This is a genomic window from Thaumasiovibrio subtropicus, assembly GCF_019703835.1.
Lineage (GTDB): Bacteria > Pseudomonadota > Gammaproteobacteria > Enterobacterales > Vibrionaceae > Thaumasiovibrio > Thaumasiovibrio subtropicus.
Genome location: NZ_AP023054.1, coordinates 123984 through 136801, shown reverse-complemented (window position 1 = coordinate 136801; position 12818 = coordinate 123984). Strand labels below are relative to the sequence as shown.

Here is a 12818-nt window from a genome sequence, read left to right as displayed (position 1 = left end):
CTCACGGAAAAATTCGTCAAAAGACCGAGCACAGCGCCTGTAGTGATGAGAAAAATTAACATTCAGGCACTGAATCAATCATGCGAAATCCATTTCATGAGAGTTGTTATCATTTAGTAGTTGATGTAGCGTAATAATATAACATCACAATGATAACTCTATCGATAATCAGGATAACTGACCCATGTTTAAAAAAGGATTATTCGCCATTGCAGTCGTGCTGGCGGCGTGGCTCTATTGGGGAAATACCTCAAAGACCGTAGACAACAGCCTGAACCTGTCCGGCCCCTTCGAATTCACCAGCCAAGACTTAGCTAAAAATGGCTACCTCTTTACGCGACTTCAAGTTGTCGAATCCCTCATCCGAATTGAAGATGATGCCGCCTTGTCTCCACAACTTGCGACCGCTTGGACACAGAGTGATGATGGTCTGACTTGGACCTTCACCCTCAGAGACAACGTAAAATTCCACAATGGCGATACACTCAATGCAGCCGCGGTGATTGATGCCATTGAACGCGCCCGCACCAAACCCGGTGTCATTAAGCACGTCCCCTTCGACACGATCACAGAGCAAAATGGTCAGGTTGTTATTCAACTCACCAAACCGTATCGCCCATTACTTTCTGTCTTAGCGCACTACACCATGGCAATAGCCGCGCCCGCCTCCTACCATGCAGATGGTACGATTGGCACCCTCTATGGGACTGGGCCTTACCAAGTCACCGCACTGACGCCACCGCACAAAGCACACGTCTCTCGGTTTGATGAATATTGGGGAGACAACGCCACCATTGAACATGTCCATTATCTAGCGGGACACCGCTCTGAAAGCCGAGCGCTACTAGCTGAAAGTGGACAGGCCGATCTTGTCTACACCCTTGACCCTGCCAGTATCGACAACCTGCAAGAAAACCCCAATGTTACGGTACACATGCGCTCTATCCCTCGTACTGTGCTGCTCAAAGTCAACAACGAACACCCCTTGTTGAACAGCCCTGAGATCCGTCAAGCCATCAGCTACGCGATCGATCGCAGTGGCATCGCCGAGCACATTGTTCGTGTACCCGGTGCAGAAGCCTATCAGCTCTTCCCACCCGCTCTCGGCAATTGGCATCTTGATAGCTATGCCAGCCGTAGCCGAGATCTCGGCAAAGCACAGCAACTGCTGATTGGTCAAGGTTGGGAGAAAAATGAAGATGGCATCATGAGTCGCAATGGTGAAACCTTTACGCTCAATCTCACCACCTATTCTGATCGCCCTGAGCTCCCGGTTATCGCCACAGCTTTGCAAGCGCAACTGCGTGAAGCGGGTATCGATTTACAAATCTCCATTGATAACTCCAGTGCCATTCCTGCCAAACACCATGATGGCACCTTGGAACTTGCATTAGTTGCACGCAACTTTGGCACCATAGCCAACCCTCTCGGCATTTTGCTCAATGATTTCGCCCGCCACGAAGGCAGTGATTGGGGACCGATGAACTGGTCATCAACCGATATGCAAGCGCTACTCAAATCCATCACAACGGAGCAAGACGAAACGGCATATCAACAGCAAGCGCAGCAAATCGCGACAATTTTGGCCGACGAAATGCCACTGATTCCAATCACTTTCTACACCCAATTGGTGGCTGTTAACCAGCGCGTCAATAACTTCACGTTCGATCCTTTTGAGATCAACTATCGCCTTTCAGAGATGACACTCAATGATTAACATCCTGTTTCGGCGCCTGTGCCAAGCGGCTTTTGTCGCTTGGTCAGTCGGCACCATCACCTTTATCGCCATGCGTTTACTGCCTGGCGATATTGCTTATCGGATAGCCGCGGGACGCTATGGCTACGATTACGTTGACCAAGCCGCCAAACTTGCCGTAGAAGCTGAGCTCGGTTTAGACCGTCCAGCATTTCAACTCTACTGGCAATGGCTACTTGATCTTGTACAAGGTGACCTCGGTCGCTCACTAGTGAGTGATGCGCCCGTCATCGGCGAGATATACCACCAGCTTGGCCACACCGTTATGCTTGCCATCGCCGCCACGTTAGTGTCCTTGCTTATCGCCTTACCTATCGGGGTTTACTGTGGCAAACGCGCCGGGAGCAAACGCGATCAATTTGGCCTCTTCTTCTCAGTTTTGCTTCGTGCTCAACCTGTGTTTGTGATTGGCTTATTGATGATAATTCTCTTCGCAATTCATCTACGCGTCCTACCTGTCGCCGGATTTGGCAGTAGTGAATACATTGTTTTGCCCGCCGTGACCTTAGCGTTCGGATTAGCCGCGATGTCAAACCGTGTGATCCGCAATGCGACACAGCGTGCCCTCACCAGTGGTTACTATCTGTTTGCACGCTTAAAAGGGCTATCAGAAACACAAGCGTTTGAGCATCATGCGCAACGCAATATCGCCATCCCTGTGGTGGCTTTCGTCGGCATTCAGGCGGTGGGCCTTGTGGAAGGTATTGTGATGATAGAGTCGCTATTTTCTTGGCCGGGCATTGGCCACGCCCTCGCTCATGCCATCTTTCAACGCGATATTCCGATGATTCAAGGCACTGCCCTCATCATGGGTCTGCTTTTTGTCGCCATCAATACCTTAGTCGACCTCGCCGGCTACGCACTTGACCCTCGGCAGCGTCGAGGCCATTCCACCAAGACGGAGGAGATTTCATCATGACATCCTTATCCTTCGTCGTAGCGCCAACATCACTGTGGCGAACCCTGACACACGCCCAGCGCATTGGGCTAGCGATTTTATGTAGTTTTGGACTTTTTCTGCTGATTGAAGCGCTGTGCTTTAACTATGATCCAGCCCTACAAAACCTAAGTAATGCGTTTGCAACACCGACTTGGCAAGAGCCACTAGGTACCGATCAGTTTGGTCGCAGCAATGTCAGCCGATTAGCCGACGCCATCATCACGTCACTCAGCATGGCGGTCTTGAGCGTTATCACCTCTGCCCTACTGGGTATTAGCGCTGGGGTACTGGCAGGTTGGAAACAGGGTTGGTGGGATCGCAGCTTTTCCTTTGCCGTCAATGTCATTCTCGCCATGCCCGGGCTGGTATTGGTGCTGCTGTTTGGCGCGATTGTTCCCGGCTCATTCCTTATTCTCTATATGGCAATCTCCTTAATACTTTCGATTGAGTACTTTCGCGTTGTTCGCAGCCATGCGCGCACTGCGGTGAACTCGCCGGCCGTCGAAGCCTCGCAGCTGTACGGTTTCAGCGATTGGTACATCTTCAAGCGTCACTTGTGGCCTGCTTGCCGTCGTGATGTCTTGGTCCTTGCCTGTTTTGGTGCGGGTAATGCGATTTTGGCACTCGCCTCAATCGGCTTTCTTCATGTCGGTCTACGTCCACCCCATGCCGAACTCGGCCTCATGATGGTGGAGTTATTCCGCTACTACCAAGATGCCCCTTGGGTGTTACTCCAGCCGATCATCGTCATCATGTTACTGGTCTTCAGTTTCTATCTGCTCACTCAGGGAGAAGACAATGACATTGCAAACTAATGCACCTGCGTCGGAAACAGCGCAACACGCTTCGTTAACCGTCACTGACTTGACCATCCACGCAGGTAAAAAATGTCTGTTAGCGCCGCTATCACTGACCTTATTGCCGCATCAACCCATCACCATTTTAGGTGAAACCGGTTCAGGCAAGAGCCTGTTAGCGCAAGCCATCGTCGGTATTTTGCCAACGAGCTTGCAGCAACAGGGCGATATTCAGCTCTTCGGTCAATCGCAAGCGGAGATGTCTCGTAATGAGTTAGAGCAGCTCTGGGGACGCAAAATTGCCATGCTGCCACAGGAGCCTTGGCTAGCATTAAACCCAGTCAAAGCAGCACGCCAACAAATCGCCGAGGTTGATCAATTACTTTTTAAAGCGCCAGCTTCGGCAGCACGTGATGATGCGAATACCAAGTTAAGCCAATTTGGACTCGAGCATGATGGCGATAAGTACCCGTCTGAACTTTCTGGCGGGATGGCGCAGCGCGTCGCCTATCTCTGTGCCACACAGGCTGGTGCGGAGGTATTGATTGCAGACGAACCAACCAAAGGACTCGATGCCAGTCGCCGCGATCAAGTGATCAGCCTACTGCAACGCCATCGCAAGAAAGGTGCCTTGCTAACCATTACCCATGACATTGAGGTGGCGAAAGCGCTAGGTGGCGAAGTCATTGTTATGAAGCGCGGTCAAATCATGGAACGCCAACCCGCAGCGCAGCTTTTTGCCTCTCCGCAATCAAGGTATGCAAAAGCCTTAATCACTGCGACCCCGGCGTACCTTCAGCGCCCAAATCCGGAAAATACGCTTAAAAGCGCGCGACCACTGCTGATTGCTGAAAACATCGGTATGGCTCGTGGAGGAAAGACTCTGTTCAGGCAGCTGAGTTTCTCACTGCATCAAGGTGGGATCTTAGGGCTGAGTGGCGACAGTGGGAGTGGGAAATCGACACTCGCCGACATTCTTCTCAAACAGCTCCCCCCTCAAGAAGGGGTATTGGGGCAAGATTTAAAACGCGGTGAAGCACTGAAGCTCTATCAAGACCCACCCAGTGCCTTTGCTCATCAAGTCACACTACAACAGCTCTTGGATGATATTCAGCAGCTCAAACCTTTTGAGCACTGCCGTCAGAGTGCCTTGATGACGAGATTGAACCTCAGCAAGGAGTTACTGGCTAGAACACCGGTCAATGTCTCCGGAGGCGAACTGCAGCGCTTTGCCATATTGCGCGCGCTACTCATGGGGCCTAAGTTGTTAGTCGCTGACGAGCCTACCTCGCGCCTCGACCCCATTACTGCGATGGAAACCCTGCAGCTACTGGTCGACGTCGCCACTGAACAGGCGTGTGGGCTTATTCTAATCAGTCACGATAAAGCGGCACTCAACGCACTTTGTGACCAAGTCATCGATCTCACCCCACAAAGCGATCAGGCCTTGGCCTCTGAGGCATTATCACTCTCAACCAACTAGTTTACTGATTACGGCCTTTTAAAATACACCCAAAAGCCTTATCGCACGGCTGTTCACAACACGCCACTACCAAGGAAGGTAGCGGTTTTTTTACTCTTCATCACCAAACTGACACAGTTCTGAGCCAAAGCATCGATTACACTGGTAAAAAGGCCAAGATCGTAGTGAGATGAAAATTTGATCAAACATCGGATTCATTTTTTACGCAGATCATGATACCCTGCGCGACCCTCTATTACTTGGTGAACAACACAATGAGTAAAGGCACTCTTTATATCGTCTCTGCCCCAAGTGGCGCTGGCAAATCGAGCATCATTTCCGCTTTAATGGAAAAGAACCCGACTTATGCCATGAAAGTGTCCGTATCGCACACGACACGCGACCCACGCCCTGGTGAAGAAGACGGTGTGCATTACAACTTTGTCACCAAAGAGCAATTTAAAGCCTTGATCGCTGAAAACGCGTTTTTGGAATATGCAGAAGTATTCGGTAACTACTATGGTACTTCTCGCCCATGGATTGAAGACAACCTTGAGAAAGGCATCGATGTCTTTTTAGATATTGATTGGCAAGGTGCTCGTCAAATCCGTGAGCAAATGCCAGAAGCACGCAGCATTTTCATTCTGCCCCCCTCTCGCGTTGAGCTGGAGCGCCGATTGAATGCCCGTGGTCAAGACAGCGCTGAAGTGATTGCAAAACGTATGTCAGAAGCGCGCTCTGAGATTTCACATTACAATGAATATGACTATGTCATTGTAAATGATGATTTTGATGTCGCGGTGATGGATATGAAAGCCGTCCTTCGTGCCGAGCGCTTAGGTCAGCACAAGCAAGCTGAAAAGCATGCAGATATGCTAAAAGGCCTACTGGCAGAAGATTAAACAATTTTGTACAATTTTCCTCTTATTCGTTAATTAACCACTGGAGTCCTCGATGGCACGCGTAACTGTTCAAGATGCTGTTGAAAAAATTGGTAACCGTTTCGACCTAGTATTGGTCGCTGCGCGTCGCGCTCGTCAAATGCAGACTGGTGGCAAGGATCCACTGGTTCCAGAAGAGAACGACAAGACAACCGTTATTAGCCTTCGCGAAATCGAAGAAGGTCTTATCAACAAGGAAGTCCTTGATGCACGTGAGCGTCAAGAGCAACAAGAGCAGGAAGCCGCTGAACTAGCAGCTGTGAGCTCTATTGCTGGCGATCGTTAATTCAGGAAGCAGGCAATTTGTCTTGGTTTGAAAGCCTGAAAGAAGTCGCAGTCGATTACCTGTCAGAGCCTCAAGTAGAGGCTCTTCGGCAGGCTTATCTCGTCGCGCGCGATGCCCACGAAGGCCAGTTCCGCTCTAGCGGTGAGCCTTACATTATCCATCCTGTTGCGGTTGCCCGTATTCTTGCGGAAATGCATCTCGATCACGAGACGTTACAAGCAGCACTTCTCCACGATGTTATCGAAGATACCGAAGTCACCAAAGAAGACTTAGATGCGCGTTTTGGCTCAACCGTTGCTGAACTCGTAGATGGTGTCTCTAAGCTCGATAAACTGAAATTCCGTGACCGAAAAGAAGCGCAAGCCGAAAACTTCCGTAAAATGATCATGGCGATGACGCAAGATATCCGCGTTATCCTCATCAAGCTGGCAGACCGAACGCACAATATGCGCACCTTGGGCGCCTTACGCCCAGACAAGAAGCGCCGAATTGCCCGTGAAACCCTTGAAATTTTCTCTCCTCTGGCTCATCGCCTTGGTATTCATAACATTAAAGTAGAGTTAGAAGAGCTCGGCTTTGAAGCCCTCTATCCTAACCGTTATCGAGTCCTTAAAGAGGTTGTTGCCGCCGCGCGTGGTAACCGCAAAGAGATGATCACTCGCATCCATTCAGAGATTGAAGGTCGTCTGAATGATGCAGGAATCCAAGGCCGTGTGTTTGGGCGTGAGAAGAACCTTTATTCCATCTACAACAAGATGAAGAGTAAAGAGCAGCGCTTCCACAGTATCATGGATATCTATGCTTTCCGCGCCATTGTGGACAGTGTCGATACTTGTTATCGCGTGCTGGGTCAGGTACATACGCTTTACAAACCTCGCCCGGGGCGTTTTAAAGATTACATCGCGGTACCCAAAGCAAACGGTTATCAATCGTTGCACACCTCTATGATTGGCCCGCATGGTGCACCTGTCGAGATTCAGATCCGTACTGAAGAGATGGATCAGATGGCAGATCGCGGTGTTGCCGCGCACTGGGTGTACAAGTCCGACGGCGATCGAAACAGCGGAACGACAGCACAAGTCAAAGCCCAACGCTGGATGCAAAGCCTGCTTGAGCTTCAACAAAGTGCGGGTAACTCTTTCGAGTTCATTGAGAACGTTAAATCTGATCTCTTCCCCGATGAGTTGTTCGTCTTTACGCCAAAAGGGCGCATTGTTGAGCTTCCTGTTGGCGCGACGGCGGTCGACTTCGCCTACGCAGTACATACCGATGTTGGTAATGCTTGTGTTGGTTGTCGTGTTGATCGTCAACCTTATCCGCTTAGCAAGCCGCTTAAGAACGGTCAAACCATTGATATCATTATCGCACCGGGTGCCCGTCCGAATGCCGCGTGGTTAAACTATGTTGTCACCTCGCGTGCGCGCACCAAGATACGTCAAGTACTGAAAACGATGCGCCGCGAAGAGTCTATCCATCTGGGACGTCGTCTGCTGAATCATGCCTTGGGTGAAACCAAAATTGATGAAGTCGATCCAGATAACCTCTCTATCGTGTTAGGTGATCTGAAACTCGACACCATGGATGACCTCTTGGCATCAATCGGTCTCGGTGAGTCCATGAGTATCGTTATCGCTCGTCGTCTGCTCGGCAATGCTGAAGAGTTAACCAGTCCAGAAGAGAACCGCTTACCTATCCGTGGTGCTGATGGCATTTTGTTGACCTATGCCAACTGTTGTCACCCGATTAAAGGCGATCCGATCATCGGCCATATTAGTCCGGGACGGGGCTTAGTTATCCACCGCGAAGAGTGTGCCAATATCCGTGGCTATCAGCGCGAATCGGATAAGTACATGGCGGTCGAGTGGAGTGAAGATACAGAGCAAGAGTTCATCACTGTCTTGCGGATTGAGGTGAACAACCACCAAGGTGCCCTTGCTGATCTGACCAATACCATTGCCAAAACCGGTTCGAATATTCACGGTCTCGCGACGGAAGAGAAAGACGGCCGACTTTATGTCGTCAACGTCCGTCTTACCGCACGTGATCGGATTCAGTTAGCCGATATCATGCGCCGCATCCGAGTGATGCCGAATATCGTTAAGGTATCGCGTCAGAAGAACTAGTTCGGTAACAATAAGTTAGTATTAAGCGCCCCTGATACCGCGTTCACAAACGCAGTAGCTGGGGCGTTTTGTTTGAGAAGTCACCATGAGTCCAGAAAGATTTGCCCGCATTCAAGCGGTTTTGAAAGCCCGCCAAACTGACCTCACCGTCTGCCTTGAAGAAGTCCACAAACCTAACAATGTGTCAGCCATCATTCGCAGCGCTGACGCGACTGGCTTGCACCGTGTCCACGCCGTGTGGCCAACGGAAGAGATGAGAACGCTTAGCCACACCTCAGCAGGCGCACGTAATTGGGTCGAAGTACAAACACACCCAACGATGGCGGACGCAGTCGGCGAACTCAAGCAACAAGGCATGCAGATTTTGGCGACCCACCTCTCTGATACCGCGGTCGATTTTCGTGAGATTGATTACACCAAACCAACGGCGATTATCCTAGGTAATGAGAAAACGGGCATTTCACAACAAGCACTCGCTATGGCTGACCAGGATATCATTATTCCCATGGTAGGCATGGTGCAGTCGCTAAATGTCTCGGTTGCCAGTGCATTGATTTTGTATGAAGCACAACGTCAACGTGACCAAGCAGGCATGTATAACAATGACATCAGTGCCATTCCGGCAGAAGAGATAAATCGCACCCTGTTTGAACGTGGCCATCCTGTATTGGCGAAAGTCGCCAAACGCAAAGGGCTGCCTTACCCTCAAATTGATGAGCAAGGTCAAATCGTTGCGGATGATGCCTGGTGGGCAGCCATGCAAGCGGGGAAATAACCCGCTCAATTCTCTTTACCGTGTTCACTTAAATGCGTTGCCCTGCTACGTTTATCGCGTCTTGAGCCTTTGCATCCTGTATGGCCGTACAGTATATTGACTACAGATAACGGCAGGCGGCAAGGCGCAATCATGCAAAACCAATCAGCATCTCTTGGTCACAGTGAAATGTTAAACGCGGTCGAGCTCACTAGCTTGAGCGGTGTCGGCGCGAAAGTCGCCGAAAAACTGCACCGCATTGGCATTTTTACGGTACAAGATCTGCTCTTTCACTTGCCGCTACGCTATGAGGATCGCACCCGCGTTTATCCCATTGCCTCAGTGATGCCGGGCCAACATGTCACCGTCAGCGGTGAAGTGATGGACTGCCAAGTGAGCATGGGCCGTCGTCGTATGTTGACCGTGCGACTCAGTGATGGCAATGGCTCCTTGACCCTGCGTTTCTTTAACTTCAATGCCGCGATGAAAAACAGCTTTGCTGAGGGTCGCCGAGTCAAAGCCTATGGTGAAATTAAACGCGGTAAGTTTGGGGTTGAAATCAATCACCCGGAGTACCGCATTTTCTCCGAGCCTACCGAACTTCGCCTTGAAGAAACGTTAACGCCCGTTTACCCAACGACGGATGGTTTACGGCAACAGACACTGCGTAACCTCACCGATCAAGCATTAGGCTTACTGGATAAAGCGGCTGTCACTGAGCTCCTCCCTGAAGGTTTGTACAACCGCCAGATCAGCTTAAATCAAGCACTGCATACCTTGCATCGCCCGACACCCGATATCTCTCTCGACGATCTCGAAAGCGGCCGACACCCTGCACAACAACGTTTGATCCTTGAAGAGCTATTGGCGCAAAATCTCTCTATGCTCGCGGTACGCAGTAAGGGCCAGCAAGATAGCGCCATTGCACTCCCAGCTTCCCAAACGCTTAAGCCGCAACTGCTTGATGCGTTGCCTTTCACTCCCACTGGTGCGCAGTCTCGCGTCGTGGCCGATATCGAAAACGATCTCGCTAAACCACACCCAATGATGCGACTCGTACAAGGAGATGTCGGCTCAGGAAAAACCTTAGTCGCAGCGCTAGCAGCAGTCACTGCAATTGAGCAAGGCTACCAAGTGGCACTGATGGCACCCACGGAGTTGCTCGCGGAACAACATGCGATCAATTTTGCCCACTGGCTAAATCCTCTCGATGTCCAAGTAGGCTGGATGGCAGGAAAACTGAAGGGCAAAGCGCGCGAAAAAGAGCTCGCCCGCATTGCCTCTGGCGAGGTGAAAATGGTGGTGGGCACTCATGCCCTCTTTCAAGGCCAAGTCGAATTTCACAATCTCACACTCGTCATTATCGACGAACAGCACCGTTTTGGTGTCGGCCAACGCTTAGAGCTACGTGAAAAAGGGATGCAGGATGCGCAGTTTCCTCACCAACTGATTATGACAGCCACCCCCATCCCTCGCACCTTGGCCATGACGGCCTACGCTGATCTTGAAACTTCCGTGATTGATGAACTTCCTCCGGGACGAACACCGATTCAAACCGTTGCCATTCCTGATACTCGTCGTAAAGACATCATTGATCGGGTACGCGGTGCATGCCTTGATGAGGGGCGGCAAGCCTATTGGGTCTGCACCCTAATTGATGAATCTGAGGTGCTAGAAGCGCAAGCCGCGTCGGATACTGCCGATGAGCTGTCGGCGCAATTACCCGAGCTGAAAATAGGTCTTGTTCACGGCCGAATGAAGCCCGCAGAGAAACAAGCCATCATGGCACAGTTCAAAGCGGGAGAACTGCACCTCCTTGTCGCGACAACCGTGATTGAAGTCGGGGTGGATGTCCCTAACGCCAGTTTGATGATCATCGAAAACCCCGAGCGCCTTGGACTTGCACAGCTCCACCAGCTCCGTGGCCGTGTGGGTCGAGGCTCTGTCGCCAGCCATTGCGTGCTGCTTTACAAAGCGCCGCTTTCCAATACCGCTCAAAAACGTTTGGGTGTACTGCGAGAAAGTAATGACGGCTTTGTGATTGCCCAGCGCGATCTAGAAATTCGCGGTCCCGGAGAACTGCTCGGTACCAAGCAGACCGGACTTGCCGACTTCAAAGTCGCTGATCTCGTCCGTGACCAACACATGATTCCTCAGGTACAGAATATTGCTCGCCATATCTGGCAACAACATCGTGCCAACGGCGAGGCCATTATCAAACGTTGGCTAGGACATCGAGAAAACTACTCCAATGCGTAAGCAATGCACCAAACACACTCGAATGCGTGTTTGGTGACTAACGAGCGACGTTCTACAGCTTATCTGCGCGCTTTTTGAGAGGTAATTTTAGCTTCACCTTCAAACCACCTTCGTCGCGATTTGCGACCTCTATGCTGCCTTCATGCTGGTCAATAATCCGTTTGACTATCGCCAATCCAAGGCCAGTGCCTTCGCTCGACTTGCCGCGCGCATCATCACCACGTGTGAGTGGTTGGAACATCTTAGCCACTTGATCGCTTGGAATACCGGGCCCATTGTCTTCCACCGTCACCCACACTTGTCGACGATCCTGACTCAGGCCCGCACTCATTTTCACCCAACCATCACCATAACGCTTAGAGTTAACAATCAAGTTGGTAATGCAGCGCTTGATTGCTGTTGGGTCACCACGCACACCTTCAGGCAGTGTCTTGATATCAATCTCACAACGGTGATCGTAGCTGTTATGCATCTCGAGTTCGGTGACTTCATCAAGTACGGCGTTCATATCAACATCTTTGATCTGATGTTCAGTGGTTGAGCGCAAGTACGCCATAAACTGACCAATGATCTCATTACACTCTTCGGTATCTTTCGTAATGCTATCCGCTAGATATGCATCATCTTCCGACATCATTTCTGTCGCTAAGCGAATACGTGTCAATGGCGTGCGAATGTCATGACTCACGCCGGCCAGCAAGAGTGCGCGATCTTCTTCCAACTGTTTAATGCTCTGCGACATTTGATTGAATGCACGCGTCACAGAACGAATTTCCGTTGCGCCTCGCTCTGGTAGCGGTGGCGGGTGCTGTGCTTTTGCTACCTGCAAAGCGGCATGTTCAAGATCCATGAGAGGTCTGTTTTGCAAGCGAATGAACAACCACCCCCCCGCGATGACAAGCAGAGAGATGATCAGGCTGTAATAAAATAGTGGCGAAATATCATCTTCTTGAAGTTCTGAGAGCGGCACCCGAAGGTACTGATCGGGCATTGAACTCACATCTATCCATAGCACGTAACTGTCAGCACCCAAGACGAGCCTAACCTCTGTCGGTACGCCGAGTTCGTCACTCATTTCCTGACTTAAGAACTCCACTGGCGATGCATTACGGTATTCCGCATACAAAGGGTCATCATCGAGATGAATACTCACGCCGAGTTGTTCGAGTAGCTCTCGACGCAACGGCGTATCTAGATGGACAAGCTCACCACTCTCTAGCTCTACATCTTCATTGAGCATCAAGCGTACTTCGTAAGCGAGTATGCGATTGAACTGATGCAAACTCGGCAATAGAGCATAGTTCAACACGGTAAGGTAAGAGAAAACCTGACTCGCGATGAGCAAGCCCGCTAAGATAATTAATGTACGAGTGAACGTACTATGGGGTAGAAAACGCATCAACCCACCTCCCTGTCTCTGCGTGCTTCACTGGAAAGAACAGAATCACCCATTCTAAATAGAAAAACGCCCGGCTGAAACGACCGGGCATTTTGAAGTTT

At 50.6% G+C, this 12818-nt stretch carries 10 protein-coding genes; 9 read left to right on the top strand and 1 reads right to left on the bottom strand.

Annotated features, from left to right (window positions below; all coding sequences use genetic code 11):
- The first annotated feature begins 184 nt into the window (after positions 1-184).
- The 9 genes from TSUB_RS00640 (at position 185) to recG (ending at position 11318) form a co-directional block, all read left to right on the top strand.
- Positions 185-1717, top strand: coding sequence for an ABC transporter substrate-binding protein (locus TSUB_RS00640; RefSeq protein ID WP_087023362.1), 1533 nt, complete (start codon positions 185-187; stop codon positions 1715-1717).
- Complete coding sequence (locus TSUB_RS00635) at positions 1710-2675, top strand: ABC transporter permease (RefSeq protein ID WP_087023360.1); 966 nt, start codon at positions 1710-1712, stop codon at positions 2673-2675. Before TSUB_RS00640 ends, TSUB_RS00635 begins: the two co-directional genes overlap by 8 nt.
- Positions 2672-3511, top strand: coding sequence for an ABC transporter permease (locus tag TSUB_RS00630; protein ID WP_087023358.1), 840 nt, complete (start codon positions 2672-2674; stop codon positions 3509-3511). The genes TSUB_RS00635 and TSUB_RS00630 overlap by 4 nt, the downstream gene beginning before the upstream one ends.
- Positions 3495-4976, top strand: coding sequence for an ABC transporter ATP-binding protein (locus TSUB_RS00625; protein ID WP_087023356.1), 1482 nt, complete (start codon positions 3495-3497; stop codon positions 4974-4976). The genes TSUB_RS00630 and TSUB_RS00625 overlap by 17 nt, the downstream gene beginning before the upstream one ends.
- 254 nt (positions 4977-5230) lie before the next feature.
- Complete coding sequence (gene gmk, locus TSUB_RS00620) at positions 5231-5857, top strand: guanylate kinase (protein WP_087023354.1); 627 nt, start codon at positions 5231-5233, stop codon at positions 5855-5857.
- Between the two features lie 52 nt (positions 5858-5909).
- Positions 5910-6182: a DNA-directed RNA polymerase subunit omega gene (gene rpoZ, locus TSUB_RS00615; RefSeq protein ID WP_087023352.1), complete on the top strand. Its 273-nt coding sequence runs from the start codon at positions 5910-5912 to the stop codon at positions 6180-6182.
- A 17-nt stretch (positions 6183-6199) separates the two neighbouring features.
- On the top strand, positions 6200-8305 hold the full coding sequence (gene spoT / locus TSUB_RS00610; protein ID WP_087023350.1) for a bifunctional GTP diphosphokinase/guanosine-3',5'-bis pyrophosphate 3'-pyrophosphohydrolase: 2106 nt from the start codon (positions 6200-6202) through the stop codon (positions 8303-8305).
- A gap of 85 nt (positions 8306-8390) precedes the next feature.
- The gene (gene trmH, locus TSUB_RS00605; RefSeq protein ID WP_087023348.1) at positions 8391-9080 is read left to right on the top strand and encodes a tRNA (guanosine(18)-2'-O)-methyltransferase TrmH; all 690 of its coding nucleotides are present in this window, start codon (positions 8391-8393) and stop codon (positions 9078-9080) included.
- A 168-nt stretch (positions 9081-9248) separates the two neighbouring features.
- Positions 9249-11318 (top strand): ATP-dependent DNA helicase RecG, encoded by a 2070-nt coding sequence (gene recG / locus TSUB_RS00600; RefSeq protein WP_192867862.1) that lies wholly within the window; start codon positions 9249-9251, stop codon positions 11316-11318.
- Positions 11319-11370: 52 nt separating this feature from the next.
- Here recG and envZ read toward each other — a convergent pair whose 3' ends face one another.
- Positions 11371-12717: a two-component system sensor histidine kinase EnvZ gene (gene envZ / locus TSUB_RS00595; protein WP_087023344.1), complete on the bottom strand. Its 1347-nt coding sequence runs from the start codon at positions 12715-12717 to the stop codon at positions 11371-11373.
- Positions 12718-12818 lie beyond the last annotated feature (101 nt).

Coding starts and splice junctions, on each gene's coding strand:
- recG (WP_192867862.1), top strand. CDS start 9,249: ATGTTAAACGCGGTCGAGCTCACTAGCTTGAGCGGTGTCGGCGCGAAA.
- trmH (WP_087023348.1), top strand. CDS start 8,391: ATGAGTCCAGAAAGATTTGCCCGCATTCAAGCGGTTTTGAAAGCCCGC.
- TSUB_RS00630 (WP_087023358.1), top strand. CDS start 2,672: ATGACATCCTTATCCTTCGTCGTAGCGCCAACATCACTGTGGCGAACC.
- TSUB_RS00625 (WP_087023356.1), top strand. CDS start 3,495: ATGACATTGCAAACTAATGCACCTGCGTCGGAAACAGCGCAACACGCT.
- TSUB_RS00635 (WP_087023360.1), top strand. CDS start 1,710: ATGATTAACATCCTGTTTCGGCGCCTGTGCCAAGCGGCTTTTGTCGCT.
- gmk (WP_087023354.1), top strand. CDS start 5,231: ATGAGTAAAGGCACTCTTTATATCGTCTCTGCCCCAAGTGGCGCTGGC.
- envZ (WP_087023344.1), bottom strand. CDS start 12,717: ATGCGTTTTCTACCCCATAGTACGTTCACTCGTACATTAATTATCTTA.
- TSUB_RS00640 (WP_087023362.1), top strand. CDS start 185: ATGTTTAAAAAAGGATTATTCGCCATTGCAGTCGTGCTGGCGGCGTGG.
- rpoZ (WP_087023352.1), top strand. CDS start 5,910: ATGGCACGCGTAACTGTTCAAGATGCTGTTGAAAAAATTGGTAACCGT.